Below are 25,301 nucleotides of genomic sequence, written 5' to 3' on the forward strand. Positions count from 1 at the left end.
CTCAACCACAACAAACGCTTTCTGAACAACGAGAGACCCGTCCCATGGACTCGATAAAACGCTACTTCGGCTTCGACGCCGCCGGCACCAACCTGCGCACGGAAGTGCTCGCGGGCGTGACCACTTTCCTGACGATGGCTTACATCATCTTCGTCAATCCCGCGATTCTCGGCGATGCCGGCATGCCGAAAGACTCGGTGTTCGTCGCGACCTGCCTGGTGGCCGCGCTGGCGTCGCTGATCATGGGTTTCTATGCGAACTACCCGATCGCGCTCGCGCCCGGCATGGGCCTGAACGCGTATTTCGCGTACACGGTCGTCAAAGGCATGGGCTTCACGTGGCAGGCCGCGCTCGGCGCGGTGTTCATTTCGGGCTGTCTGTTCCTGATCGTCACGCTGTTCCGTGTGCGCGAGGTAATCGTCAAAGGCATTCCGCATTCGATACGGATCGCGATTACCGGCGGTATCGGCCTGTTCCTCGCGATCATTTCGCTGAAGACCGCAGGCGTCGTGGTCGGCAACCCGGCCACGCTCGTCACGCTTGGCAATCTGCACGACCCGCACGTGATCCTCGCGATCATCGGCTTCTTCACGATCGTCACGCTCGACTATCTGCGGGTTCGCGGCGCGATCCTGATCGGCATTGTCGGCGTGACCGTGCTGAGCTTTTTCTTCGGCGGCAACCAGTTCCACGGCATCGTTTCCGCACCGCCGTCGATTTCGCCGACGCTGTTCCAGCTCGACATTCGCGGCGCGCTGTCCACCGGCGTGCTGAACGTGATCCTGATTTTCTTCCTCGTCGAACTGTTCGACGCCACCGGCACGCTGATGGGCGTCGCCAATCGCGCGGGCTTGCTGGTCGAAGGCAAGATGCATCGGCTGAATCGCGCGCTGCTCGCCGACAGCACCGCGATCCTCGCCGGTTCGATGCTGGGCACGTCGTCGACTACCGCGTACATCGAAAGCGCGTCGGGTGTGCAGGCGGGCGGACGCACCGGCGTCACGGCGATCACCGTGGCCGTGCTGTTTCTGGCAGCACTGTTCTTCGCGCCGCTGGCCGGCGTGGTGCCGGGCTATGCGACCGCACCCGCGCTGCTGTATGTGTCGTGCCTGATGCTGCGCGAAATGCTCGACCTGCCGTGGGACGACGCCACCGAAGTCGTGCCGGCCGCTCTGACCGCGCTGCTGATGCCGTTCACCTATTCGATCGCCAATGGCGTCGCGTTCGGCTTCATCTCGTACGCGGGTTTGAAGCTGCTGACTGGCCAGGCACGCAAGGTGAAACTCGTCGTGTGGATCATCGCGGCGATCTTCCTGTTCCGTTACTTCTATCTCGGCAGTGAATAAGCGATAGAAAATCGCGGGCCGGTCACAGCGTGCGGACGGTGGTGTAAGGTGTTGGCCAATTCCGGTCGGTCACCGTTCAGCATCCGGTGACCGGCAGGAAGGCAAAGAACAATCGGTTGACCTCTGTCACAGGAGCCCCCGCATGTCCAGAAGCCTCTCCACGGATCGCTACACCACCCCCGCGATTTTCTTTCACTGGATCATTTTTCTGCTGGTCGCGCTGGCGTATCTGGCGATCGAAATACGCGGACCGCGAGGCTCCGACAGCCGGGCCTTCTGGACCGGCATCCATTTCTGGGCAGGCACGCTCGTGCTGGCGCTCTCTGTTCTTCGCGTGCTATGGCGACTGTGGGCCGACGCCCCCGCCGAACTCGAAGGCAATCGCTTCCTGACGTTTCTCGCGCGCGCCGCGCATCTTCTGCTCTACCTGTTTATCTTCGTGCAGCCGCTGCTCGGCATCCTGATGGTCAATGCAGGCGGACGCCCAGTGTCGCTCGCGTGGACCAATATCAGCTTTACGCTGGTGGGCGCGGATTCGATTGCGCGGCCCTTGCTGAAGGACGCGCACGAGTGGCTCGGCAATGCGTTTTATTGGGTGATCGGCTTGCACGCGCTGGCGGCCATCGCGCATCACGTGATCTTCAAGGACAGGACGCTGAGGCGGATGATCTGAGTTGACGCAAGGGTTTGCTGCGCGCAGCAGAAAGTGCCTGAAAACAGGGGCTTTTCTACACACCGGGTGCAAGCCACATAGACACATGCACGCACGCGTTCATTGACACGCTGCGCAACGAGCGCCGTCAATCTGCTTTGCAGATATCGACTTGCCGACGCCGCGCCCGGGTTTTCATCACCCTGTTCCGGTTTGCGCGGGCTGGTTGTTGGCGTGGCGTTACATGCCCGACTACGCCCTCGACGACGTGAAGAACAAACGTGTCAATTGCGCCAGTTCGCCTCGTAAAAGCGCACGTAACCGCTCCTGAGCACCAGACATTGCGCCCGCGTTTCCGACAGCAAACGGCGCGTGGCGGCTTCGATCCGCGCACGATGCGCGTCGAACGCATCGACCATGTCTTCCAGTCTCGGCGATGCCGCGCCGAAATGATCTTCGAGCGCCTCCGCCGTGATCATGCACTCCACCCTCTGCCCATCGACCATCGCGGGGAACGCCAAGGTGAGTTCGCGCCCTGAATATTCAGGAGTTTCATTGGGGAAAAGGATCTGCATGGGAATTCACCTGGAAGTTGGCTGCCGCGCATGATGTCGCATGGAAATGCGCGCCGGTTGCATCTGATCGCGCCTGCCGTTTTCTCCTCCCTGGTCCAATGCTTGCCGGCGCGGGCTCGTCACCTGAGCGCATCGGCGCTACGATTCGCGCCCTGCGGAGGTGAATTGATTCACTGTAGACGAGTTCGGGCGAGGCGCAAGTTTTCCTTTTTGTCTGCCTGATTTTGGTGCTGTGCGCGCTTTTTTCAGGTGCGCTATGCGCGCCGCCTCCGTCTTTTCCCTGCCGCGCACAGCGCGATTCGTCCTGTAATATCGGTATTCGGCTGCGAGCGTGCATGTTGCGCTGCGGCATCGAACGACGGGCAACGTATCCGTCGCGCGTCCGATCTACGGAGACATGTCTTGACTCATCGTCCTGCCTCGCCGGCCAGCATCGGTCGGCCTGATGTCATCACGCAAGCTCACGCGCGCTCGCTCGAAATCGGCCTGCGTGCGTCGGAAACGCCGGACTTCCATCCGCTGCGGCGTGTCGCGCTGCGCGAGCTGGTGGAGCGCAATCAGTCGCTGTATATCCACGCGTTGCCCGTCATGGAGACGCTGCACGCGCAGATCGTCGATACGCAAAGCATGGTGCTGCTCACCGACAGCCACGGTGTCATCCTGCACAGTCTCGGCGACAGCGATTTCGTCGAGAAGGCGAACCGCGTCGCTCTGTGTCCGGGCGTGTCGTGGGCCGAAGCGGATCGCGGCACCAACGCAATCGGTACGGCGCTGGTCGACGGGCAGCCAACCGTCGTACACGCCGACGAGCACTTCCTGCACGCGAACCGCATTCTCACCTGCTCGTGCGCGCCGATCGCGGACCCGTTCGGGCGCACCATCGGCGCACTCGACGTGAGCGGCGACACGCGTGGGTTTCACAAGCACACGCTCGCGCTGGTCAGAATGTCGGCGCAGATGATCGAAAATCATCTGTTCTCCAATCAATTCGCCGATGCGATCCGCGTGCACTTTCATGCTCGCGCGGAGTTCATCGGCACGCTGTTCGAAGGGCTAGCGGCGTTTGCGCCCGACGGCACGTTTCTGTCCGCGAATCGCAGTGCGCTGTTTCAATTCGGGCAACCGCTCGCGCAATTGCAAAGGCAGCCGTTCGACGCGCTGTTCGGCATCGCCTTCGCCCGGCTCCTGCAGCAGATCACGCGCGCACCGGGCGAAAGCATCACGCTGACGCTGCCTAGCGGCGTGCGTGTGGTGGCGCGCGGCGAATATGCCGCGCCGCGATATGTCGCACCGGGGGAAGACCTGGCCGGCGTCGCGGTGCGTCCGGTAAGTGCTGGTGCCAGCTTGCGTCCGGCAGCGCGATCCGCCGACACGACGCCCTCCGCGCCACCCGCCACGCTGGAAACACTCGATACCGGCGACGCCCAGGTTGCCACGATCCTGCGACGTGTCGCCAAACTGCGCGGCCGCGATATCCCGATGCTGGTGCTCGGCAAAACCGGCACCGGCAAGGAGTGGCTAGCGCGCGCGATCCATCACGATTCGCCGCGACGCTCCGCGCCGTTCGTCGCGCTGAATTGCGCGTCGTTGCCCGAGACGCTGATCGAAGCGGAATTGTTCGGTTACGAAGACGGTGCGTTCACCGGCGCCAAGAAACGCGGCAGCGTCGGCAAGATCGTGCAGGCCGATGGCGGCACGCTGTTCCTCGATGAAATCGGCGATATGCCGCTGGCCCAGCAGGTGCGCCTGATGCGCGTGCTGCAGGAGCGCACCGTCGTGCCGCTCGGCGGCACCCGCGCGATTCCCGTCGACCTGCGCGTTATTTGCGCGACCCACCGCAATCTGCGCGAGATGATCGAAGCGGGCACCTTCCGCGAAGACCTGTATTACCGGATCAACGGACTCGTCGTCACCTTGCCGCCGTTGCGCGAGCGTACCGACCTTGCCGCACTCGTCACGCGGATGCTGGCCGCACAAGCCGAAGGCGAGCGCTTGCCGACGCAGGTGTCCGCCGAGGTGCTGGCGCGATTTGCGCAATGCCGGTGGCCGGGCAATCTGCGGCAGCTGGCAAACGTGCTGCGCACCGCGAGCATCATGGCCGAAGGCGCCGCGCAGATCGAGGTCGAGGATTTGCCGGAAGACTTCCTGCAGGATTGTGTGGGTGTCGATCAGAGCGCAAATCCGGCCACCGCTGCATCTTCAAACAACAATGACGCCTGCAATCGAGACGGTGCCGCGTCTGCGCAGCAACACGCACCGGGCCGAATGGAGGACTGGCAAACCACGTTGATCGCGCAGACGCTTGCGCGGTTTGATGGCAATGTATCGGCGGCAGCGCGCGAGTTGGGGCTGGCGCGCAACACGGTGTACAGGTATTTGCGACGCAGTGAGGCCGCGCACTGAAGGTTGTCGCGTGAGAAAGTGACGGCTTCTTGCATGGCTTCGCGCTGAGCGCGTTGTGGGATCGACGGCTCGTTCCGCGAGTTTCGTGCGAAGCGGCGTGGCGACGCGCGGTACAAATATCCCGCGGCACACCGCGCGTGGCATTGCAGCCATCACGGCGAGACAACGCAAAGATTTGCGTACGCCGGGTGCGCCATCGCGGATACAGTCCGACGTATCAAACTCCAAGACTCCATCGCGCAGAACCGCCCGGAACGGGACTGCCTATAGCGTGTAAAGTGTCGCGCACGCAGCCACTCACGTCACACGATGTCCGACCCTACCCGCCCGCCTCTGGTTCGCGTCGAGCCGCTCGGCCAGAGCTTCGAAGCGCCCGATTCGCTGACCATTCTGGAAGCCGCCGGATTCGCGAATCTGCGTCTGCCGCGCTCGTGCCGTAACGGTACCTGCCGAACCTGCCTTTGCAAAATGACAGAGGGACGCGTGCGCTACACGATCGAGTGGCCCGGCCTTAGCCGTGAAGAAAAAATGGAAGGCTATATCCTGCCGTGCGTGGCAATAGCCGAAACTGACCTGGTGATAGAAGCGCCGGATACCGTCGATTTATCGTCGTCGAAATGAAACTTGTGGTGAGCGCCGCCATGCAGAACCGGTTGCATTGCTCGCGCTTTGAATAGCGCGAGCATGGCTGTCGGCGTTAGCGGCCGCCGCCCATTACGCGGGCGATTTTCTTGTCGGTGGTGTACTGGCTCAATGCATACACCGACCAGATGGCAGCCGGAATCCAGCCGATCAGCGTGATCTGCAAAATCAGGCAGATGATGCCTGCGAACGGACGGCCGATCGTGAAAAACTGGAACCACGGCAAGATGATGGCAAGCAATAAACGCATTCAGATTGTCCTGTTCATAAGCGTGACAGCGTGCGGTCGTAAAGGGCGATGGCAATGACGTTTTACGCATGTTCGCGACGGTCATCGCACGTGCCCGTTAATGCAAACGCGCGCGCCGGGTTAAATCGGTTCGAAGCGCGGCACCTTGACTCCGTCCTTGTCGATCAACTCGAAAAATACCGAAGCGGGACGCGTCCAGATCGTACCATTGCTCGCTTTGTAGACGATCATCGTGATCGTCGGATCGGACTCGAGCGTGGCCTCGCAAACGTGCTCGTAAATGCCGCCTTTGTAGTGCCGGTATTGCACCATTTCTGATTCCCCTGAATGGTTGAAATTGCAGTGGTTCCGTGCGAAAGCCGGCCTCACCCCGCCTCTTTCATCTGCTTGAGAATTTTGTAGACGGTGGCGCGGCCCATCGTCAGCACGGCGGCCACGTAGTTGGCGGAACTGCGTCCGCGAAACGCGCCTTGCGCATGCAGCGCCTCGACGATTTCGCGTTTGTGTTCGCGCGTGAGCGCATTGATGCCGATCTGCCGCTCGCGCAGCCAGTTGTGCAGATAGGTGTTGATGCGGTCCTGCCAGTCGTCGCGGAACAGGTCTTCGGCGGGTGCGTCCGTCAGCGTGCCGCCCTTGATGAACAGATCGAGCGTGGAGCGCACGTCTTCGAACACCGCGATATTGAAGTTGATGCACAGCATGCCGGCCGGCTTGCCGGTGTCGTCGAACAGGATATTGCTCACGCAGCGCATGCGGCGGCCGTCCCAGTTGAGCTTTTCGTACGGTCCGATGGTGCGGCCGCGCGCGGCGAACAGCACGTCGTCGAGCACCGATGGAGCGCCCACTTCCAGCCTCGACAGATTGTTGACCAGATAGGCGACGGTCTGGGTGCGCAAGTCGTGAATCACCACTTCGGCGCACGGGTAGAAGAGCGCGGCGATGCCGTCGGCGATCGGAGCATAGCGCTCCAGCAGCAGGTCTTGGACAGGAGGCACGTTGGTCTTGCGCATGAAAAAATCGACTCGCCATTGTAGCCACCTCGACTTGCGGCCGCGACCTTTGCGCCGGCTGGGTCCGCAAAAAGGCCGGCGCGCGGATACCGATATTTTTCATGCAGCCATGTTGCTTCACACTCGCGGCGATTTTTGTCCGCGTGGCGAGGCTTTTTTTTTCGTGCGATAACAGAAGCCTCTATTTCACGGAGCAACAGATGGCCACGCTCGAAGCGTTTCGCGCCGTGCTCGACGACGAAGGCACGCCGGAGATCATTCGCAACCACATCATCGATTCGCTGCAATATGCGCTGCGAAATTACGGCCAGGTATTCACGTCGAAGGAAGTCGAATGGCTGGCCAAATGGGACGACGCCCGTATTCCGCTCGCGGCTGCCCGCGAGTTGCAGAAACGCGTCGCGGAAACTGCCCGCTGACAGGTGATTCCCACCGCCCCTGTCCGGTAAACTACGCCAGCACTGCCCCGTTACAGCGCCTACTCGGCGTTTAGCTCATGTGCTTTGCGCGGCCAGCAACACCGATGATGCATACAAAGCCCCGCCTGGCGGGCGCTTTGCGCTTGTCCGGAAGTTTTTGCTATCCAATCAGGCCCATTTAGGGCATCATATTGGGAATAGTTGCAATCCGCATTCGTAGCACCGGAAGTATCTGGCAACTCGGGTAACCGAGGCAGTTTGGCAACTGCGGGCAACCGCGGGCAGTCTCAAACCGGCATCTCCGCACCACCCCCGACTGTTTGACCGCCGCCTGTCGGCGATCCCGTCAATCCGGCAATGCGCCGCATGCATTCGCCGTCGCGAGTTGTGCAGCTGAGTGTTCAGCTTGTACGCGTCCGATGTCTGCGCGACATCAGCGTGTTTCTTCTCCATCGAATCCGCGATTTTGCGCGGCCGCGCTCAAGCCCTTGCCATCGGGCCTGTGCCAACCTTTTTCCATGGCGGCGCGCCCTTGGGTGCTGCGCTGCCCGGCCTGTCTTGCCGCGCGTAACACGCGTGACATGCGGACCACGTAATACAGGACACGAGCTTTATGAATTCTGTTGTCAAGACGTACAAGGGTTACGAAATTCACCCGCTCGTTTATCCGCGCCGCCCGGCTGACGGCCAGACGAGCCGCAACCCGGACGCTGGCTACGACGCTTCGGTGCGTATCTGCCGCGTGGGCGCCAATCCGGCAGCCGACGGGCGCGTGTTCCGTCTGCAGTACCTGTTTCCGTTCGACGGCACGGGCAAGGCGCGCATTGCGTGCATGGCCCATGCAGAGCAACTGATCGACGGCCGCGTAGATGGCCAGTCCGTCGCCGATCTTTGAGCGGTAATATCAGCGTATTGGCTGATACCGCGACGCAACGGGCCTGAAAACCTGCTGCAAACTATATTTACCGCTGTGCCACCCGGCTTTTCCGGGGACCAGCCACCCTTATCCCATCGACCAGGAGTTATGCATGGCGAAAGAAGAACTGCTTGAACTTGACGGTATCGTCGACGAAGTACTTCCGGACAGCCGGTACCGCGTGACGCTCGACAACGGCGTCGTGGTTGGCGCTTACGCGTCCGGACGCATGCGCAAGAACCACATCCGTATTCTCGCGGGCGACCGCGTGACGCTGGAACTGTCGGTTTACGATCTGACCAAGGGTCGGATCAATTTCCGTCACAAAGACGAACGTGCTGGCGGCGGTGGTCCCCGTCCGGCCAATTCGCAATTCCGTCGCCGCTAAGGTTCTGACGGCGCACGGGTCGTGCTTTGCACGATCACTGCGTGACTGATTGCGAAGCAAGTTGTACGCGAAGCCTTTCGCGCGCCTTCTCAGGCTGAATTCGCTAATTTGCCGATTCTGTCCCGGGCGGCGCGCTGTGGCATCGCATGAGTTTTATCCGTGCGCTGTGTTCGCTGTGGATCGCTGAGGCGGTTCACGGAGTTGGCGCTGCCGGTTCCAGCCTTTCTGGCCCGGAGCTTGGGTGATTTTTGCCGCTCGGGCTGCCTCTCGCACTGCACCGTGCTTCACCACCCCATCCTTTCCATCGACGAGCGTTTCGCGCGCCTCGCGTAGCAACTTATCGTCTTTACACGCCGAACACCGTCCCGAGATCCTCTCCGGCGGCGCTTTTGCGCACCTGCTCGACCACCCGCCCCTCCAGCTCCGACAGATGCCCGCGCATGGCCGCTAACGCCGCGTGCAAATCGCCGGCGTCGAGCGCGTCGATGATTTGCGTGTGCTCGTCCGCGGAACACGTCGACCCTTTCGACGGATCGAATAACGCCTTATACAACTCCGTTTTCGCGACCAGTTGCCCGACCAGTCCGAGCAACTCGATGCCGCCCGCCAATTCCGTCAGTAGCACGTGAAACTGGCCGGCGAGGCGCACGGATTCCTCGATCGCTCCCGCGCGCAGCGCCTTTTCTTCGCTGCGGACATGCGCACGCAGGCGGCGCTTGTCCGCAGCACTCAAGCCGCCGCACAGTGACGCCACAATTCCCGCCTCGACAATCTGCCGCGCCCGATAAACCTGCCGGATGTCCTCCTCCGATGGCGACGGCACGAACGCGCCGCGATTGGCCGCGAGCACCAGCTTGCCCTCGAAGCCCAGCCGCGCCAGTACCTTGCGCAACGCGCCGCGCGTGCAGCCGAACGCCGCCGCGAGATCCCGCTCGACCAGTTGTGCGCCCGGCCGCAGTCGGCCCTGCAGCAACGCCGCGGTGATCGACGTGTAAATGCGCTCTTCGACGCTGATCGGGTCGTCCTCGATTGCAGCGGGAGTGGGCGTTTCAGTGTCGATGGGCGGGAGGCGCCGCGTACGTGTGGGCATGGATTCAGGGAGCGGAAACAGAGCGGGATCGGCGAGCATTCTAGCGGCCGACGATGGACGACGCCATCGGCTTACGCCGGAAGCTATACCGGACATTGGTAAAATGGTTAACCATTACAGGTTATTATGGTTGACCAAAATAACTGCGCCCAAGGGTTTTTTGATGCCCCGATACGGCGGGGATGTGCTGCAAACCATGAGCCATCCAGAGCGACGCCGATTCGAGGACAAGTCCGCATCCCACACGCTCAGGCCTTGATAAGGCCCACGTTTTCTGTCAACTCAAAGGTCTATCCGTGAATTCGCCTTCCCGCGCCACCTCCTCCCCTGTTCCCGCCGACAAAGCCGCCGCGCTGAACTGGCAGGACGTCGTCTGGCTGGGCGCAATCGTCGTGATCGGTATTAATCTGCGTCCGCTTCTGACGTCGATCAGCCCGCTGATGACTACCATCCGCGACGCCACTGGCCTCAGCTTTTATGGGGCGTCCCTGCTGACCAGCCTGCCGGTCGTCGCGATGGGTATCGGCGCGTTCGGCGCGGGCGCGCTGAACCGCAGCATCGGCGAGACTCGCGGTGTTGCGCTCGGCCTGCTCGCGATTGCGCTGGCCTGCGCGGCGCGCTGGGCGGCAGCAAGCGGCGCTGCGCTGCTTGCGACGGCGATCCTCGCGGGCGCGGGTGTCGCGGCAATCCAGGCGCTATTACCGGCAGTGATGAAACAGCGCTTTCCCGCGCGCGTACCGTTAGCGATGGGCGTGTTTTCAGCGTCGATCATGGGCGGCGGCGGCTTGGGCGCCAGTTTGAGTCCGTGGGTGAGTCGCACGATGCAGTCGTGGCACGCCGGGCTAGCCGTGTGGGCCGTGCCTGCTTGTGTCGCGCTGCTCGGCTGGTGGGTGTTGAATCTCCGACGCACGAACCGTGCGGCGGATCGACCCGGCACGGCGAGACAAACCGCTCAATCAGCCCAAGCAGCCCAATCAGCCACCGTATCGCTCTGGACCAACCGCCGCGCCTGGACGCTCGGCCTCTACTTCGGCATCGTCAACGGCGGTTACACGAGTCTCGTCGCGTGGCTGCCTGCGTTCTACCAGCAGCACGGCGCGAGTGTCGCGCAGAGCGGTTCGCTGCTCGCGGGAATGACCGTCTTCCAGGCGGCCGCCGCGCTGTTGTTGCCGCTGGCTGCGGCGTCGTTCCGCGATCGGCGTCCCTGGTTGATGCTCGGACTCGCCGCGCAACTGATCGGCCTACTCGGCCTGATCGTCGCGCCGGACGCCGCGCCGTTGATCTGGGTCGGCGTGGCCGGTGCGGGACTGGGCGGCACGTTCTCGCTGACCCTGGTCACCGCGATGGATCATGCTCACGATCACCGCGTGGCCGGCAAACTCGTCGCGTTCACGCAGGGAGTCGGATTTATCGTGGCGGCCGTCGCGCCGATGGTCGCGGGAATCGTGCGCGGCTGGAGCGGCGCGTTCGGCGCTGCGTGGATCATGCTCGCGGGTTGCGTCGTCGCGATGATGGCCGTGACGCTGCTGTTCTCGCCGCGCAGCTACGGTCGGTGGCGTTGACCGCATCCGGGCGCAAGGCCGTGCGCCACTTCGGTGCATTCGCCCCTTGCGCCCCGTGCGGGTGCAACAACGGCCGGCCATAGCGGCAGTAAGTCGATGATTGCACGACCGTCACCGCATGAAGACGCCTTTGGCGCGGTTATTGCTTTAACCGTAGCCAGTCGTCATAAAACTTCCCCATGCTGCGCGTTCTCCTCGTTACCGACACAGATAAGCCCATCGGCGATCTGCGCGATGCCCTCGCGCGGCTCGGCTACGAGATGCTGGCCGGCACCGCCACGCCGCAGGCGCTGCATCGCGTGGTGCAGAACGAGCGGCCCGATGTGATCATCATCGATACGGAATCGCCGTCGCGCGACACGCTCGAACAGCTCGCGGTGATGAATGCCACCGCGCCACGCCCGGTACTGATGTTCAGCCACGACGCCAACCAGCAGCTGATTCGCGACGCGGTCGGCGCGGGCGTCACCGCCTATCTCGTCGAAGGCCTCGCCACCGAACGGCTCGCGCCGATCCTCGAAGTCGCGCTCGCGCGCTTCGCGCAGGAGTCGCAGTTGCGCGAACGGCTCGCACAGGTCGAAAACGAACTCGCCGAGCGCAAGCTGATCGACCGCGCCAAGCGTCTGTTGATGGATCAGCAGAAAATCACCGAACACGCCGCCTACGCGAACCTGCGCAAACGCGCGATGAACCAGGGCGTCAAACTCGCCGAAGTCGCGCGCGCGATCGTCGCGCTGGCCGACTCGCTCAAATGAAGTGCCGCTTATGAACTCTTCCACTTCCGCTGCGTCGTCTGTCGCGTCGTCTTCCTCGGGGCCGCTCGAGAAGACCCATTTGCGGCTCGGTTTCGTCGCGCTGTCCGACGCCGCGCCGCTGGTCGCCGCGAAGCTGCTTGAATTCGGTCACGCGCATGGATTGACGCTCGAGTTATGCCGTCAGCCGTCGTGGGCCGCCGTGCGCGACAAACTGCTGTCCGGCGATCTCGATGCGGCTCACGCGCTGTACGGCCTCGTCTATGGCGTGCAACTCGGTCTCGGTGGACCTCGAACCGACATGGCCGTGCTGATGGTGCTCAACCGCAACGGCCAGGCGATCACGCTGTCCACCCGTCTCGCGGATGCGCTCGCCGAACACGGCACACTGCGCAAAGCACTCGCCACGCTCGGTCGAAAGCCGGTGTTTGCGCAGACGTTCCCGACCGGCACGCATGCGATGTGGCTGCAGTACTGGCTCGCGTCGCAAGGGGTCGATCCGTTGCGCGAGGTTGAAAGCGTGGCGATTCCGCCGCCGCAAATGGTCGCCGCGCTCGCCGACGACAAGCTCGACGGCCTGTGTGTCGGCGAGCCGTGGAATGCGCTGGCCGAGGCGCAAGGGGTCGGCCGGACCGTCGCGCTGACTAGCGATATCTGGCCCGAGCATCCCGAGAAGGTGCTGGCGGCGCGGCGCGATTTCGTCGACGCGAATCCGAATACCACACGCGCCCTCGTTCAGACAATGCTCGAAGCGTGCCGCTGGCTGGATGGCGCAGGGCATCGCGAGGAGATCGCGCGGTGGCTCGCGCGGCCTGATTACATCGGTATTGATGAGGCGCTGATTGCAGAAAGATTAGGCGCCGATGTCGAAACAGGTCTGCCGGTCCGTTTCTTCGACGGCGGCGCGGTGAACTATCCGCATCCGTTCGAAGGCGCGTGGTTTCTCACGCAATTCGAACGCTGGGGCATGATCGACGCCCGCACGGATTACGCGCAGATCGCCGCGCGGATCAACCAGACGCAGTTGTATCGCGACGCCGCCGCTCGCGTGAACGTCGCGGTGCCGGGCGATGATGTGACGCGGACGCTGATCGATGGAGAGGTCTGGGGCAGCGGCACGCAGTCCGCCGATTACGCAAAGCACTTCACGATCCGCCGATAAAAAAAGCCCCGGGCATTTCATTGCCCGGGGCTTGTCACGCATCGCGCGCAGCGTTCGCGTTTAGAAGTTGAAGTTGTCGATATTGCTTGCGTCGAATGTGGTCGGCGGTCCGAGGATGATTTCGCCTTGCGGCCCGATCGTGCGCTTGCCGAGCTTGCCCGCATCGAACGACTCGCCTTCCTTACCCGTGATCTTGCCCGATGCCAGCGCGGCCGCCGCATACGCCGCGAGATAGCCGAGCTGGTTCGGATCCCACAACTGGAACGCCGTCACGGTGCCGTTCTTGACGAACGCGCGCATCTGGTTCGGCGTGCCGAGACCGGTCACCGCGACCTTGCCCTTGCTCGACGACGTCGAGATATAGCGCGCCGCGGCCGCGATACCGACGGTGGTCGGCGCGACGATCGCCTTCAGGTTCGGATACGCCTGCAACAGACCCTGCGTTTCAACGAACGACTTCTGGTCGTCGTCGTTGCCGTAGGCGATCTTCACGAGCTTGATCTTCGAGTACTCCGGCTTCTTCAACTCCTCCTGCATCCACTTGATCCACGTGTTCTGGTTGGTCGCGTTCGGCGTCGCCGACAACACCGCGAACTCGCCCTCGCCGCCCATCAGCTTCGCGACGAGTTGAACCTGGCCGCGTCCAATGCCTTCCGCGTTCGCCTGATTGACGAACAGCTGACGGCCTTCAGGCGCGGTGTCCGAGTCGAACGTGACGACCTTGATGCCCTGACCCATCGCCTTCTTCAGATACGGCACGACCGCGTTCGCATCGTTCGCGGCAATCACGATCGCGTCCTGATGCTGCGTGATCAGCGTGTTGATGTATTGCACCTGCGACGACGCGCCCGCATCCGACGGCCCCACCACCTTGCCCACGCCGCCGAATTCCTTGATCGCGGCCATGCCGCCGTCGTCGGCGATCACTTCATACGGGTTGTTGATCTGCTTCGGCACGAAGGCGATTTTCAGGCCGCTCTTCAGATCGGCGGCGGATGCGGCGCAACTCATCGCGATCAGTGCGACGCAAAGCGCGGCCTTGCCGGTGTGACGTAGAGGTTTGAACATGTTGCGTCTCCTGCTTTGTTGTTGGACGTGGTGGTGTCCGGGTTATCAGTCGTTGGACTTTCTTTTCGTGAACAACTCTCAAGACAGCGTTAGGAAGAAGCAGCGGACTTCGCGATGAAACGCCGGTCGCGCGCGGCACGCCAGCGGGCCACCAGGTTCGGGATCAGCACCGACGCGAGCAGCAGCACGCCGGTGACGACGGTCAGCGTTTCGCTCGATACGTCGTCGAGCGTCAGCGCGTTTTTCAGCACGCCGATGATCAGCAGCGACAGCAGCACGCCGATCATCGAACCGCGTCCACCGAAAATACTCACGCCGCCGAACAGCACCGCCGCGATCACCGACAGTTCGAAACCTTCACCGTTATCGCCGCGCGCGCTGGTGAAGCGCAGCGTGTAGACGACACCGGCCAATGCGCTCATCGCGCCGGACAGCACGAACAGACGCAAGCGGATCTTCGCCACTTCGATGCCGGAGAAAGCGGCGGCGGTCGGATTCGCGCCAATCGCATAGAGGCTGCGGCCGAACGCGGTGGACTGCAACAGCACGGTGAACACCACCGCGCCGACGATCACGATCACAAACGGCAGCGGAATGAAGCTCGCGCCGAGCGTGTCCATGCCGAACGCGGTGTATCCGGCCGGGAAGTCCGCGACGGCCTGATCGCCGAGCAGCACATAGGCGAGGCCGCGAAACAGCGCGAGCGTACCGATCGTGACGGCAAGCGAAGGCAGATTCAGCTTGACGATCACGAGGCCGTTGAGCAGCCCTGCCAGCGCGCCCGCCATCACGACCAGCACGATCACGACCGGCATCGGCAAGCCCATGTGCCAGAGCACGCCCATCAACGCACTCGATGCCCCCAGTACCGACGCCACCGAAAGATCGATTTCAGCGGCGACGATGATCAAGGTCATCGGCAACGCCATCAGCGCGATTTCGGTCAGATCGGCCAATACGTTGCTCAGATTCGCGCCCGTCAGAAATACCGGCGACAGCACGCGTCCAAGTACGAGCGACAACACCAGCACGATGACAAGCAGCACTTCCCATTGCAACGGTGTTTCGCGTTTGCGCGTCAGCAGCGCGGAATCGGGTTTAGCCATGATCGCGTTTCCTCATCATGCGTTTGGCGACGGAGCGGGCCAGCAGGGTATCGGCGGTGATCGCGGCGACGATCAGCGCACCCTGAATGGCCTGCTCCCAGAAAGGCGATACGTGCAGCACGACCAGCGCAATGCTGATTACGCCGAGCACCAGCGCGCCGAGCGTCGCACCCAGAATCGTGCCCACGCCCCCCGTAATCGCGACACTGCCGACCACGGCCGCGGCGACCACCTGCAATTCGATGCCCTTGGCGGTGCTCGCGTCGACGGTGCCGAAACGGGCGAGCCACAACGCGCCCGCGAACCCGGCAATCGCGCCGGACAGCAAAAAACCCGACATCACGCGACGCTCGACGTTCACACCGGCAAGACGCGCAGCCTCGGGATTCGAGCCGATCGCGTAGTGTTCGCGACCCGCGCGGAACTGCTTCAGATAGAAGGCCAGGCCGAGCAGAACGACGATGGCGATCAGCGCGAGATTCGGAATACCGAGCAACGTGCCGGTGGCGAGATGTGAATACGCGTCGGGCAGACTGGTCGCGTTGATCTGGCCGCCGTGAACCCACGCGTAATCCGCGCCACGGAAGATGTAGAGCGTGGAGAGCGTCGCGACCAGCGACGGCACGCGCCCCACCGCAACCAGCACCGCGTTGATGCCGCCCGCGACGAGACCGATCGCGAGTCCGGCCAGCAGCGCGACGAGCACCGGCATATGCGGGAACGCAACGTACAGACTGCCGACCGCGTACGCGCTGATACCGACCGTCGAACCCACCGACAGATCGATGTGCCGCATCAGGATCACGACCGTCATGCCTGCCGTCAGCAAGCTGATGATCGACACATTGAGCAATACGTCACGCAGATTCTGCAGATTCAGGAACTGCGGCTTCGCGAGCCCGGTGCCGACGATCAGCAGAATCAGCACGACGAACAGCGTCGTCTCGCGGCTTTTCGCGAGACCGGCGACGAAGCCGCCCGGCGTGCTGGCGGTGTGCTTGGGCAGCGGCGGCTGCACCGGTGCGGGATGAGTTGAAGAATGGCGCATCATGCGGCGTGTCCCAACGGTGGAAGCGGTTGACCGAGCGCGGCGCCCATGATGCGCTCCTCGTCGGCTTCGGCGCGCGCTATATCCGCGCTGATACGGCCTTCGTGCATCACCAGCACACGGTCGGCCATGCCGAGGACTTCCGGCAATTCGCTCGAGATCATCAGCACGGCCATGCCTTCGCGCACCAGTTCGGCGAGCGCGCTATAGACCTCGGCCTTGGCGCCCACGTCGATACCGCGCGTGGGTTCGTCGATGATCAGCACCTTCGGCCCGGTGGCGAGCCATTTGCCGAGCACCACTTTCTGCTGGTTGCCGCCCGACAGCGTGCCGACCGGCGCATTCGGATCGCCCGCTTTCAGCCGCAGACGCGTGCCCCACTGATTCGCGAGTTGCGTCTCGCTGCGCGTGGAAATGAGGCCGTGCCTGACCAGCCGTCCGAGCACGGTCATCGACGCATTGCGCGCGATGCTCAACTCCAGCGCCAGCCCTTGTTGACGCCGGTCTTCCGGCACCAGCGCGAGACCCGCACGCACTGCGGCGGCGGGTCGTCCAGTCGTCATCTTTGCGCCGGCTAGCCACACTTCGCCCGAGTCGAGCGGATCGATGCCGAATATCGCCCGTGCGACTTCGCTACGCCCTGCGCCGACCAGACCCGCCAGCGCGACGATTTCTCCCGCGCGCACGTCGAAGGAAATATCTTTGAATACGCCGATCCGCGTCAGATTCCGCACGGACAGACGCACTTCGCCAGGCGGCCGGTCAGCTTTCGGATAGAACGTTTCCAGATCGCGTCCGACCATTTTCGCGACGATCGATTCGGTCGTGAGATCGACGGTGAGTCCGTCGAAAACCTTGGCCCCGTCGCGCATGATCGTCACGCGTTGTGTCAGTGCGAATACTTCGTCGAGCCGGTGCGTGATGAACAGAATCGCGACATCGCGCTCCCGCAGTTTGCGCACGATGGCGAACAGCCGCTCGACCTCGGGTAGAGAAAGAGCCGCCGTTGGTTCGTCCATGATCAGCACGTTCGCGTTCAGCGACAACGCCTTCGCAATTTCGATCACCTGCTGATCGGCGATCGACAACCCGCGCACCAGTTGATCCGCGCGCAGATCGACGCCGAGCGACGCGAGCAGGCCATCCACCTCGCGGCGCATCGCATCGTATTGAATCCGGCCGATCCGGTCGACCGGCTGGCGTCCCATGAAGATGTTCTCGGCAATCGACAGATCGAAGAACAGCGTTGGTTCCTGATAGATCACCGCGAGACCCGCATCGCGTGCTTCGGCGGGTGTCGCGAAACGGCGTGCCGTGCCGTTCACCAGCAATTCGCCGCCGTCCGGTTGATGCACGCCCGCGAGAATCTTCACGAGTGTCGACTTGCCCGCGCCGTTCTCGCCGAGCAATGCGTGAACTTCGCCAGGCCACAGCGCGAGGTCGCCGTCCGATAAAGCACGCACGCGGCCGAATGATTTACTCGCATGCCGTAGTTCGAGCCGTGGCACTGCGGATGTTGTCTGCTGCACTGCCTGTCTCCTTCTTTATTCGCGATTCTGATTACTACCTGCTACCCGCGAGTTGGTCGCCCGTCAGATCCGGTAGTAACGCTCCGCATTGCGGCGAAACAGCGCCTCTTTTTCACTCGTGCTCGCACCGTCGACGATCGCCGCATACGCGTGCCACACATCCGTGTACGAGCCGAACAGACGATCGACCGGAAAGTTCGACGCGAACATCGCGCGCCCGACGCCGAACGTATCGATCGTTTCGAGCACATAAGGCCGCAGACTTTCCACCGTCCATCGATGATCGAACATCGCAAGCCCGCTGATTTTCACGACCACGTTTTCGCAGCCTGCCAGCAGGCGCAACCCGTCACGCCAGGCGCGATAACCGGCGACGCTATTGCGATCCACGAACATGCCCGCGTGGTTGACGATCAGCAGCGTGTCGGGATGCGCGCGCGCCAACGCGGTCGCCTCTTCCATTTGCGACGGATACAGTTGCAGATCGAACGACATGTCATGACGACGCAGCAACGCGAAGTGCTCACGCCATTGCGGCTCGCGCATGAAATGACGGCCGACGTAATCGAACAGCTTGTCGTCGTGCACATTCAGAATCTGGCGGATGCCGCGCGTATTTGCGAACGACGCGTGCGCTTCGAGCAACGCAGGCGCATTCGGCGACGACAGATCCACACCGGCCACGATCGCGTTCGGCATGCCGCGCGATTCGCTGCGATCCGCGATGGACTGCAGCCAGCGCGTTTCTCCAACCGGATCGGCGGGATCGTAATTCGCTTCGACGTGCACCAGTTTCAGCACCTCGATATCGCCGGCTTCGCGCAGCAGATCGTCGAGCAGGTAGTCATGCTTCAGCTCGCGCGCGTCGCCGACGAACGACACGCCCGGATTTTCGAGCCACGGATAACGATGCGTCTTCAGATCCCACAGATGGATATGTGAATCGACAACCTGCATGCAACACTCTCCGTCCAGTGAAAGTCACTTCGAAGTCAATCAACTCGAACCGGTATAAACCCGTGCAAGGGCGACAGCCGTCAACTTAGCGAATTCAGATGAAAGACCGGCTCCAGCGCTTGCTGAAGCGGCGTGTGATCCGGCGCCGTGTGCATGATGTCGGCCATGTAATCCCACCATTTGCGCATCACGTCGAGTTGCGGCAATTCCTCCATGGTGTGACTGGAGGCGCGCGTCAGCACGGCGAAAAGATAGTTGGAATCCGGGTCGAAGAAAATCCGGTAGTCGCGCACCCCTGCGTTGTGCAGCGCATCAACCAGCTCGGGCCAGATTTGCGCGTGACGTCGTTCGTATTCCTCGCGCATGCCGGGGTTGAGCACCATGCGGAAAGCGATTGTCTCCATTGCGGCCTGTCTCCCGTCGTATCCGGGCGCTTTCCTGTGAAACTTAGAAGCGTCTGATGCGACTATAATTCCTGCGTCGATAGCATCTCAATCCGTTGTTGGGATTGGGCGATCCACAAACCGAATCGCACCGCATCCATGAGCCAACATTCCGCTGCCGTCGCACTCGTCAATCGGCTCAAGTTCAAGCACCTCGCGCTGCTCGTCGCACTCGACGACACGCGCAATCTCCACCAGGCCGCCGAAGCCGTCAACGTCGCCCAGCCCAGCGCGAGCCGCATGCTCGGCGATATCGAAGAAGCGTTCGGCTTCCTGCTGTTCGAGCGCAACGCGCGCGGCATGACGCCCACGCCGCTCGGTGTCGTCACCCTTGCTTACGCCCGCCGCTCGCTGACCGAATTGACCCGTTTCGCCGAAGATCTCGACGTCAAGCGGCGCGGCGGTCACGGGCAATTGACGGTCGGCGCGATCATGGGCGCCGCGCCCGATCTGCTCGCCATGTCCGTGGCTGCGTTGAAAACCGAAAGCCCGCTGCTGAACGTGCGCATCCTCGGCGAAACCAGCGACCAGGTCGTGCAATTGCTGCATCGCCGCGAGATCGATCTGGCGCTCGGGCGGCTGACCAGTCCGCTGCAGCACAACGATTTCAGCTTCGAGCCGCTCGCGCGCGAAACCCTGCTGCTGGTCGTGCGCTCGGTGCATCCGCTGGCGCAGCGCTCGCGCATTACATTGCGCGAACTGATCGACTGGCCGTGGGTGGCGCAGCCCGTCACCAGTCCGGCGCGCGTGCTGTTCGAAGAAGAACTTGCGCGCGATGGACTCGCCACGCCGGTGAACCTGACCGAATGCGCGTCGATTTTCGCCACGCTGCAACTGCTCGAAAATTACGATGCGGTGGCGATGCTGCCCGAGTCGGTGGTGCGCGATCACTTGCGCGGCAAGCTGCTGGTCGCGTTGCCGCTTGAAATCGGCAAGAGCCTCGCGGGCTTCGGCATTCTGACGCGCAAGGGAGAAACGCTCGCTGAACCCGCGCTGCGTTTCATCGACCTGTTGCGCGGTTTCTCGCGCAAGCTCACGCGCGACGATACCGCCACGCCCGAACCGGACTTGCGGGTCGTGCCGGCTCCGGTGCATTGAACTCGGCATTGCACGTTATTGCAGGTTGACGAACAGACCGCCGTCGACCAGCAACGCCGCGCCGGTGACATAGCGCGCGCGGTCCGAGGCGAGAAACACGACGCACTCGGCCACGTCTTCCGGGCGGCCGAGACGGCCTAGCGGAATGCGTTTTTCGAAGTACGCTTTCTTCGCTTCGTCCGCGAGATCTTCAGCGTTCAGGTCGGTGGCGATCGTGCCCGGCATCACCGAATTGCAGCGGATGCCATACGGTCCCAGCGCCACCGCGCACGACTGCATCAGCGAATGCACGCCTGCTTTGGTCGGCGTGTAGTGCGTTTGCATGCCGCCGCCCACCAGTGCGCTAATCGAACTCGTCGCCACAATCGCGCCACCTGTTCCCTGCTTTTTCATCTGCTGCGCGGTGGCTTGCGTGACATAAAACGCGCCGTTCAGATTGACCGCCACCGTCGATTCCAGCACTTCCGGCGGCATGTCGAGAAACGCATGAAACGGACAGATGCCGGCATTGCTCGCGAGCACGTCCACTTTGCCAAATGCATCGACCGTATGACGCACGAGTTCCTGGCCCGTTTCGCGGGCAGCAACATTGCCTTCGACCGCGATCACGCGCCGCCCCAGCGCCTCGATTTCGCCGACCACTTCTTCAACGGCCGAACGGCGTCCATAGGATGCGTCGTTATCGCCCCAGTAGTTGATCGCCACGTCCGCCCCTTCGGCGGCGCACGCGACGGCAATCGCACGGCCGATACCGCGCGAACCACCTGTGACGATCACGACCTTGTCCTTGAGCAGCACGTCATTCTCCTTTGCGGGTCAACACCAATACTGATTGAAAGCGGTACGAACATCGATTCGATGCGTGCCGCGAAAATCAACGCGGATAAGGCCGCACCAGTGCGCATTCCGGATTCAGGCGCACGCCGAATCCCGGCGTGTCCGGCACCTTCATTCTTCCATTCACCGGCACCGGTTCGTCGAGCAGAAGCGGTGTGAACATCGGCACGACTTCGTCGGCTTTCGGCGCCATCATCAGGAACTCGGAGAACGGCGAGTTGTGCCGCGTGACGACGAAGTGATAGCTATAGACCGACGAACCGTGCGGCACGACCATCACATTGTGAGCATCGGCGAGTGCCGAGATCTTGATCAGTTCGGTGATGCCGCCGCACCAGCCCACATCGGGTTGAATCAGATCGCAGCACTGCATCTCCAGCAGCATGCGGAAGCCCCAACGTGTCGCTTCGTGTTCTCCGGTGGACACCATCATGCCGCGTGGCACGTTGCGGCGCAGTTCGGCGTAACCCCAGTAGTCGTCGGGCGGCAGGCATTCTTCGATCCACTTCAGGCCGTATTCGTGCGCACCCTGCGCGAGCTTCGTGGCGTACGGCACATCGAGACTCATCCAGCAGTCGTACATCAGCCAGAAGTCGTCGCCGACGCGGCTGCGCATGTCCGCGAGTTTTTCCAGATTCTTCTTCAGACCCGCTTCGCCTTCAGCCGGTCCATGCTGCAACGGCAATTTCCCGCCGATAAACCCCATCTCTTTCGCGAGATCGGGCCGCGCGCCGGTCGCGTAGAAGATAAGTTCGTCGCGCACCGGGCCGCCCAATAGCTGATACACCGGCTCCTTGCGCACCTTCGCGAGCAGATCCCACAGCGCGAGATCGACGCCCGAAATCGTATTCAGCACCACGCCTTTGCGGCCGTAGTACAGCGTGGAGAAGTACATCTGGTCCCACATCTTCTCGATGTCGGTGACGAGTTGCCCTTCGAGAAAGCGCGCCAGATGTTTCTCGACGATGAACGCGCCGATCTCGCCGCCCGTCGTCACCGCGAACCCGACCGTGCCGTCGCTCGCCTCGATCTCGACGACCAGCGTGCCCAGCACGTTGATACCGAACGACTGACGGCTCTGGCGATACTCGGGATAACGCGCCATCGGCGTGGCGATGTGATCGTCGATCCAGTGTCCACCGGGTTGATCGTGATAATCCGCCCCGCCGCCGCGGACGATGAAGGCACGCACGTGCCGGATAGTAGGCATGGCCATGAAAAAGGCTCCGTTAGGGATGCGTCGAACGTGCAGTCGACAATGCGCCTCGCGGGCGCGATGCAATAAGTTCTGGAAAGATTGTTTGCCGGTCAGACGGCGTCTCGAAACAGCAGCGCTGCGGATCACGAACACGACGAATACGAAGGGTTTCGCTCACGGACGCCGCGCCAACGCGCGACACACCGCCTTGCTCGCGCCAGGCGTGCAAATTCATGTCGTCTCCTTCGCGAAGCACGCGTGACGTGCTTCACCTTTCTTGTATTCGATACCCGCTTACGCCACCGCGACTCAGTAAGTCGCCCGTCCGCCTGACAGATCGAACACCGAGCCGGTGCTGAACGCGCAGTCTTCGGACGACAGCCAGAGAATCAGCGACGCCGCTTCTTCCGGCAACAGGAAGCGGTTCATCGGAATCTTCGAGAGCATGTAGTCGATGTGCTGCTGCGACATAGAATCGAAGATTTCGGTTTTGGCCGCAGCCGGCGTAACTGCATTGACGAGAATGTTCTTCGTCGCGAGTTCTTTACCGAGCGATTTGGTCAGCCCGATCAGACCCGCCTTCGACGCGCTGTAGTGCGACGCGTTCGGATTGCCTTCCTTGCCCGCCACCGACGCGATATTGACGATCCGGCCATAGCCCTGCTTGAGCATTTGCGGCACCACGGCGCGGCAGGTGAGATACGGTCCGATCAGATTGACGTCGATCACGCGACGCCACATATCGGGCTCCAGCTCCCACGTCGTGCCGTTGCCGCCGGTGATGCCGGCGCAATTGACCAGCACGTCGATCGCACCGTGATCGGCGACGGTCTGACTAGCGGCCTGCGCGACGGCGGCTTCCTGAGTCAACTCGACCGTGACGGCCGTCACCTTGCCCAGTTCGGCAAGCTCGGCCTGGCTGCGCGCGAGACGCTCGCTGTCGACGTCCCATAAGGCCACCGATGCGCCAGACTTCAACGCCCGTTGCGCCACCGCGTAGCCGATACCGCGCGCGCCGCCCGTAATGGCGACTACGCGCCCCTCCAGATCGATCCGATTCATCGCTGTGCTCCTGTGGGCCGCCCGAGCGGCGTGCCTCTGTAAGTTGTTGTGATGCTGCTGCGACTACCTAGGTTGCTGCCAATATACGGGCGGGGCGATGTGGTAACAATTCGAGTATTGGAGGGGGTGATAACAAAAGCGGATCGGGATGGCCGGGCGAGTTTTGCCGGATAGCGAGTCGAGAGAACGACAGCGACGCAACAATAAACGCCCGCTTGAAGTCTGGTCTGAACTTTGGCTTGAACTTGGCCGGCCTCCGATTGCCAAACCCAATATTGGTAATCGGGAAATCTGGCATGGCAAGCGTACTACTCGTAGACGACGACCCGGAAGCTCTCGCTGCATGGAGCGCAAGCTGCACGGCTGACGGTTTCGAAACAAGAATCGCAAACGACGGTCAATCCGCGTTGGCGATGTTCATCGACTCCCCTGCCGACATCGTCGTTGCCGACTGGCGCATGCCGGTCATGTCGGGTAGCGAACTCTGTCATCGACTGCGCAACCTGCCTGGGCTGGCGGACGTCGTCTTCATTCTGGTGTCGGGAGAACCGAGCCCGCCGGCCTTCATCAGTTATGACGGCTTCCTTCGCAAGCCGGTAGACGGGGCCATGCTGCTCACGACCATGCGGCGACTGCTGGCCGATCACGCCACCCATCGGCAAATGCAGCACGGCGGCGCGACGTAGCCAGACGCATCGAAACAACCCGTACTATTTACTGCACCGGCTTCGCATCCGGAAAAACCCACGCGCCACTTAAAATTTCCTCGCGCGGACGATAAAGCCGCACGGTGTAGTTCCAGCCGGAAACTACGGGCACGCAGTTGGCGATTTTTCCATCGCATCCGCCGAACTGGATGTCGATCGAACCGTCTGCGCCTTTCTTCGCCGTCAGGTTATTGAGCGTGTAAGCGTTATACGCGTTCTTCTGAAAGTAACCCTCGGCGTTGTACACGCTCACCGACCAGAACGCGTCGACCGGAACGTCCTTGACGTTGAGACGATAAATCGTCTGCCCGTCGTTACGCTGTGGGGTGATGTTGAGATAAGTTGCATCGCGGTCGGGATTGCCACCCCACGCCGCCGCCGTTCCGATCAGATGCCTGACCGGATCGACCTGCTCTCTGGTACCGAACGACTTTTTGAAATCGGGAAGAGTCGTCGCGAGAACCAGCAGAGCGTCGCGCATTTTCTTCTGACTGACCGGGTCCCAATTCGACGAGTCGAGCTTGCCCGGCGACCGCTGGCTGACCTTGATCGCATCCTGCAACGCGTGAACTTTTTTGATGTCGTCCGGGTTCGCCGGGTCTACGAGCGTACGGATTCCAATCACCACATAACGTGTACCGACGTTATCGCGGGTCAGCGTATGAGCGCCGGGGCCATAGAACACGTTCGGCACATAGTGGTCCTCGTTGATCACCTGAAGCGACATGAAACGTGTGCCGGGATCAGGCATCGTGATCGTCACCGGTCCGGCGTCGAGGTCGAATATGCCGGACGTGTAAAGCGTGTCGCGGTTGAGCCGGATCACCGTCTGGTCGTCGATGGAGGCCGGCTCACGGTGATGATAGAGCTTACCCAAACCGCCCTGCTTCACCAGCGAAGCGATGTACTGATCCGATTCGGCGCGCACGAAGTTATCAACGGTAACGGGAATCGCCGCATTGCCCGATGACGGCGCAGCCGACTGCGCGTGAACGCTGAACGGTGCAACAAGAGGAACGACGCCAAGCACCGCGACCGCGGCGCCAGGAATGCACCTGCTGATCCGAGACGGCTTCATGAA

The 25,301-nt window shown here is 62.3% G+C and carries 27 protein-coding genes; 12 read left to right on the forward strand and 15 right to left on the reverse strand.

Annotated elements, in window-relative coordinates; genetic code table 11:
• The first annotated feature begins 44 nt into the window (after positions 1-44).
• Positions 45-1,346 (forward strand): NCS2 family permease, encoded by a 1,302-nt coding sequence (locus BLS41_RS23855; RefSeq protein WP_074769289.1) that lies wholly within the window; start codon positions 45-47, stop codon positions 1,344-1,346.
• A 142-nt stretch (positions 1,347-1,488) separates the two neighbouring features.
• Positions 1,489-2,019, forward strand: coding sequence for a cytochrome b (locus BLS41_RS23860; RefSeq protein WP_074769291.1), 531 nt, complete (start codon positions 1,489-1,491; stop codon positions 2,017-2,019).
• A gap of 263 nt (positions 2,020-2,282) precedes the next feature.
• Here BLS41_RS23860 and BLS41_RS23865 read toward each other — a convergent pair whose 3' ends face one another.
• Complete coding sequence (locus tag BLS41_RS23865; RefSeq protein WP_074287282.1) at positions 2,283-2,573, reverse strand: DUF1488 family protein; 291 nt, start codon at positions 2,571-2,573, stop codon at positions 2,283-2,285.
• Positions 2,574-2,975: 402 nt separating this feature from the next.
• Here BLS41_RS23865 and BLS41_RS23870 point away from each other — a divergent pair, with 402 nt between their 5' ends.
• Positions 2,976-4,976, forward strand: coding sequence for a sigma-54-dependent Fis family transcriptional regulator (locus BLS41_RS23870; RefSeq protein WP_074769293.1), 2,001 nt, complete (start codon positions 2,976-2,978; stop codon positions 4,974-4,976).
• Positions 4,977-5,285: 309 nt separating this feature from the next.
• Positions 5,286-5,597, forward strand: coding sequence for a 2Fe-2S iron-sulfur cluster-binding protein (locus tag BLS41_RS23875; RefSeq protein WP_074769295.1), 312 nt, complete (start codon positions 5,286-5,288; stop codon positions 5,595-5,597).
• Positions 5,598-5,673: 76 nt separating this feature from the next.
• On the opposite strand, the gene BLS41_RS23880 is transcribed toward BLS41_RS23875, so the two are convergent.
• The 3 genes from BLS41_RS23880 to BLS41_RS23890 form a co-directional block, all read right to left on the reverse strand.
• Positions 5,674-5,868, reverse strand: a complete 195-nt coding sequence (locus BLS41_RS23880) for a YqaE/Pmp3 family membrane protein (RefSeq protein WP_074769297.1) — start codon at positions 5,866-5,868, stop codon at positions 5,674-5,676.
• A 120-nt stretch (positions 5,869-5,988) separates the two neighbouring features.
• Positions 5,989-6,180: a DUF1653 domain-containing protein gene (locus BLS41_RS23885; RefSeq protein ID WP_074769299.1), complete on the reverse strand. Its 192-nt coding sequence runs from the start codon at positions 6,178-6,180 to the stop codon at positions 5,989-5,991.
• Positions 6,181-6,233: 53 nt separating this feature from the next.
• On the reverse strand, positions 6,234-6,878 hold the full coding sequence (locus BLS41_RS23890; protein WP_074769301.1) for a helix-turn-helix transcriptional regulator: 645 nt from the start codon (positions 6,876-6,878) through the stop codon (positions 6,234-6,236).
• 200 nt (positions 6,879-7,078) lie between these two features.
• On the opposite strand from BLS41_RS23890, the gene BLS41_RS23895 reads away from it, so the two are divergent.
• The 3 genes from BLS41_RS23895 (at position 7,079) to infA (ending at position 8,601) form a co-directional block, all read left to right on the forward strand.
• Entirely contained in the window at positions 7,079-7,297 is a 219-nt protein-coding gene (locus BLS41_RS23895; protein WP_074769303.1) for a hypothetical protein, read from the forward strand.
• 613 nt (positions 7,298-7,910) lie between these two features.
• Positions 7,911-8,192: a hypothetical protein gene (locus BLS41_RS23900; RefSeq protein ID WP_035557986.1), complete on the forward strand. Its 282-nt coding sequence runs from the start codon at positions 7,911-7,913 to the stop codon at positions 8,190-8,192.
• A 133-nt stretch (positions 8,193-8,325) separates the two neighbouring features.
• Positions 8,326-8,601 (forward strand): translation initiation factor IF-1, encoded by a 276-nt coding sequence (gene infA, locus BLS41_RS23905; RefSeq protein ID WP_074769306.1) that lies wholly within the window; start codon positions 8,326-8,328, stop codon positions 8,599-8,601.
• Between the two features lie 346 nt (positions 8,602-8,947).
• Here the strand turns inward: infA and BLS41_RS23910 are convergent, their stop codons facing one another.
• Positions 8,948-9,691 (reverse strand): GntR family transcriptional regulator, encoded by a 744-nt coding sequence (locus tag BLS41_RS23910; RefSeq protein ID WP_074771152.1) that lies wholly within the window; start codon positions 9,689-9,691, stop codon positions 8,948-8,950.
• Between the two features lie 296 nt (positions 9,692-9,987).
• Here BLS41_RS23910 and BLS41_RS23915 point away from each other — a divergent pair, with 296 nt between their 5' ends.
• From BLS41_RS23915 to BLS41_RS23925, 3 genes are all read left to right on the forward strand, one after another.
• Positions 9,988-11,253: a cyanate transporter gene (locus BLS41_RS23915; protein WP_074769308.1), complete on the forward strand. Its 1,266-nt coding sequence runs from the start codon at positions 9,988-9,990 to the stop codon at positions 11,251-11,253.
• A 179-nt stretch (positions 11,254-11,432) separates the two neighbouring features.
• Positions 11,433-12,008 (forward strand): ANTAR domain-containing response regulator, encoded by a 576-nt coding sequence (locus BLS41_RS23920; protein ID WP_074769310.1) that lies wholly within the window; start codon positions 11,433-11,435, stop codon positions 12,006-12,008.
• A gap of 10 nt (positions 12,009-12,018) precedes the next feature.
• On the forward strand, positions 12,019-13,167 hold the full coding sequence (locus BLS41_RS23925) for a CmpA/NrtA family ABC transporter substrate-binding protein (protein ID WP_074769312.1): 1,149 nt from the start codon (positions 12,019-12,021) through the stop codon (positions 13,165-13,167).
• A 60-nt stretch (positions 13,168-13,227) separates the two neighbouring features.
• Here BLS41_RS23925 and rhaS read toward each other — a convergent pair whose 3' ends face one another.
• From rhaS to rhaM, 6 genes are all read right to left on the reverse strand, one after another.
• Positions 13,228-14,235 carry a rhamnose ABC transporter substrate-binding protein gene (rhaS, locus tag BLS41_RS23930; protein ID WP_074769314.1) on the reverse strand — a complete coding sequence of 336 codons (1,008 nt, stop codon included), beginning with the start codon at positions 14,233-14,235 and terminating at the stop codon, positions 13,228-13,230.
• Positions 14,236-14,324: 89 nt separating this feature from the next.
• A complete protein-coding gene (locus BLS41_RS23935; RefSeq protein ID WP_074769316.1) occupies positions 14,325-15,341 on the reverse strand; it encodes an ABC transporter permease in 1,017 nt (338 codons plus the stop codon).
• On the reverse strand, positions 15,334-16,392 hold the full coding sequence (locus BLS41_RS23940; protein ID WP_074769318.1) for an ABC transporter permease: 1,059 nt from the start codon (positions 16,390-16,392) through the stop codon (positions 15,334-15,336). Before BLS41_RS23940 ends, BLS41_RS23935 begins: the two co-directional genes overlap by 8 nt.
• Positions 16,389-17,918, reverse strand: a complete 1,530-nt coding sequence (locus BLS41_RS23945; protein WP_074769320.1) for a sugar ABC transporter ATP-binding protein — start codon at positions 17,916-17,918, stop codon at positions 16,389-16,391. The genes BLS41_RS23940 and BLS41_RS23945 overlap by 4 nt, the downstream gene beginning before the upstream one ends.
• A 63-nt stretch (positions 17,919-17,981) precedes the next feature.
• Positions 17,982-18,875, reverse strand: a complete 894-nt coding sequence (locus BLS41_RS23950) for an amidohydrolase family protein (protein WP_074769322.1) — start codon at positions 18,873-18,875, stop codon at positions 17,982-17,984.
• An 80-nt stretch (positions 18,876-18,955) separates the two neighbouring features.
• Complete coding sequence (gene rhaM, locus BLS41_RS23955) at positions 18,956-19,279, reverse strand: L-rhamnose mutarotase (protein ID WP_074769324.1); 324 nt, start codon at positions 19,277-19,279, stop codon at positions 18,956-18,958.
• 138 nt (positions 19,280-19,417) lie between these two features.
• On the opposite strand from rhaM, the gene BLS41_RS23960 reads away from it, so the two are divergent.
• A complete protein-coding gene (locus tag BLS41_RS23960; RefSeq protein WP_074769326.1) occupies positions 19,418-20,416 on the forward strand; it encodes a LysR family transcriptional regulator in 999 nt (332 codons plus the stop codon).
• A gap of 15 nt (positions 20,417-20,431) precedes the next feature.
• Here the strand turns inward: BLS41_RS23960 and BLS41_RS23965 are convergent, their stop codons facing one another.
• From BLS41_RS23965 to BLS41_RS23975, 3 genes are all read right to left on the reverse strand, one after another.
• Positions 20,432-21,214: an L-rhamnose 1-dehydrogenase Lra1 gene (locus BLS41_RS23965; protein WP_074769328.1), complete on the reverse strand. Its 783-nt coding sequence runs from the start codon at positions 21,212-21,214 to the stop codon at positions 20,432-20,434.
• Positions 21,215-21,290: 76 nt separating this feature from the next.
• On the reverse strand, positions 21,291-22,469 hold the full coding sequence (rhmD, locus tag BLS41_RS23970) for an L-rhamnonate dehydratase (RefSeq protein ID WP_074769330.1): 1,179 nt from the start codon (positions 22,467-22,469) through the stop codon (positions 21,291-21,293).
• A 291-nt stretch (positions 22,470-22,760) separates the two neighbouring features.
• Complete coding sequence (locus tag BLS41_RS23975) at positions 22,761-23,513, reverse strand: SDR family NAD(P)-dependent oxidoreductase (protein ID WP_074769332.1); 753 nt, start codon at positions 23,511-23,513, stop codon at positions 22,761-22,763.
• Positions 23,514-23,809: 296 nt separating this feature from the next.
• Here BLS41_RS23975 and BLS41_RS23980 point away from each other — a divergent pair, with 296 nt between their 5' ends.
• A complete protein-coding gene (locus BLS41_RS23980; protein ID WP_074769334.1) occupies positions 23,810-24,199 on the forward strand; it encodes a response regulator in 390 nt (129 codons plus the stop codon).
• 28 nt (positions 24,200-24,227) lie between these two features.
• Here the strand turns inward: BLS41_RS23980 and BLS41_RS23985 are convergent, their stop codons facing one another.
• The gene (locus BLS41_RS23985) at positions 24,228-25,298 is read right to left on the reverse strand and encodes a DUF1254 domain-containing protein (protein ID WP_074769336.1); all 1,071 of its coding nucleotides are present in this window, start codon (positions 25,296-25,298) and stop codon (positions 24,228-24,230) included.
• Positions 25,299-25,301: the final 3 nt, after the last annotated feature.

Origin of the sequence: Paraburkholderia fungorum (assembly GCF_900099835.1) — a bacterium.
GTDB lineage: Bacteria > Pseudomonadota > Gammaproteobacteria > Burkholderiales > Burkholderiaceae > Paraburkholderia > Paraburkholderia fungorum_A.

Coding starts and splice junctions, on each gene's coding strand:
- BLS41_RS23980 (WP_074769334.1), top strand. CDS start 23,810: ATGGCAAGCGTACTACTCGTAGACGACGACCCGGAAGCTCTCGCTGCA.
- BLS41_RS23895 (WP_074769303.1), top strand. CDS start 7,079: ATGGCCACGCTCGAAGCGTTTCGCGCCGTGCTCGACGACGAAGGCACG.
- rhmD (WP_074769330.1), bottom strand. CDS start 22,469: ATGGCCATGCCTACTATCCGGCACGTGCGTGCCTTCATCGTCCGCGGC.
- BLS41_RS23855 (WP_074769289.1), top strand. CDS start 45: ATGGACTCGATAAAACGCTACTTCGGCTTCGACGCCGCCGGCACCAAC.
- infA (WP_074769306.1), top strand. CDS start 8,326: ATGGCGAAAGAAGAACTGCTTGAACTTGACGGTATCGTCGACGAAGTA.
- BLS41_RS23940 (WP_074769318.1), bottom strand. CDS start 16,392: ATGATGCGCCATTCTTCAACTCATCCCGCACCGGTGCAGCCGCCGCTG.
- BLS41_RS23890 (WP_074769301.1), bottom strand. CDS start 6,878: ATGCGCAAGACCAACGTGCCTCCTGTCCAAGACCTGCTGCTGGAGCGC.
- BLS41_RS23910 (WP_074771152.1), bottom strand. CDS start 9,691: ATGCCCACACGTACGCGGCGCCTCCCGCCCATCGACACTGAAACGCCC.
- BLS41_RS23920 (WP_074769310.1), top strand. CDS start 11,433: ATGCTGCGCGTTCTCCTCGTTACCGACACAGATAAGCCCATCGGCGAT.
- BLS41_RS23900 (WP_035557986.1), top strand. CDS start 7,911: ATGAATTCTGTTGTCAAGACGTACAAGGGTTACGAAATTCACCCGCTC.
- BLS41_RS23960 (WP_074769326.1), top strand. CDS start 19,418: ATGAGCCAACATTCCGCTGCCGTCGCACTCGTCAATCGGCTCAAGTTC.
- BLS41_RS23935 (WP_074769316.1), bottom strand. CDS start 15,341: ATGGCTAAACCCGATTCCGCGCTGCTGACGCGCAAACGCGAAACACCG.
- BLS41_RS23925 (WP_074769312.1), top strand. CDS start 12,019: ATGAACTCTTCCACTTCCGCTGCGTCGTCTGTCGCGTCGTCTTCCTCG.
- BLS41_RS23875 (WP_074769295.1), top strand. CDS start 5,286: ATGTCCGACCCTACCCGCCCGCCTCTGGTTCGCGTCGAGCCGCTCGGC.
- BLS41_RS23975 (WP_074769332.1), bottom strand. CDS start 23,513: ATGAATCGGATCGATCTGGAGGGGCGCGTAGTCGCCATTACGGGCGGC.
- BLS41_RS23950 (WP_074769322.1), bottom strand. CDS start 18,875: ATGCAGGTTGTCGATTCACATATCCATCTGTGGGATCTGAAGACGCAT.
- BLS41_RS23985 (WP_074769336.1), bottom strand. CDS start 25,298: ATGAAGCCGTCTCGGATCAGCAGGTGCATTCCTGGCGCCGCGGTCGCG.
- BLS41_RS23860 (WP_074769291.1), top strand. CDS start 1,489: ATGTCCAGAAGCCTCTCCACGGATCGCTACACCACCCCCGCGATTTTC.
- BLS41_RS23865 (WP_074287282.1), bottom strand. CDS start 2,573: ATGCAGATCCTTTTCCCCAATGAAACTCCTGAATATTCAGGGCGCGAA.
- rhaS (WP_074769314.1), bottom strand. CDS start 14,235: ATGTTCAAACCTCTACGTCACACCGGCAAGGCCGCGCTTTGCGTCGCA.
- BLS41_RS23880 (WP_074769297.1), bottom strand. CDS start 5,868: ATGCGTTTATTGCTTGCCATCATCTTGCCGTGGTTCCAGTTTTTCACG.
- BLS41_RS23885 (WP_074769299.1), bottom strand. CDS start 6,180: ATGGTGCAATACCGGCACTACAAAGGCGGCATTTACGAGCACGTTTGC.
- rhaM (WP_074769324.1), bottom strand. CDS start 19,279: ATGGAGACAATCGCTTTCCGCATGGTGCTCAACCCCGGCATGCGCGAG.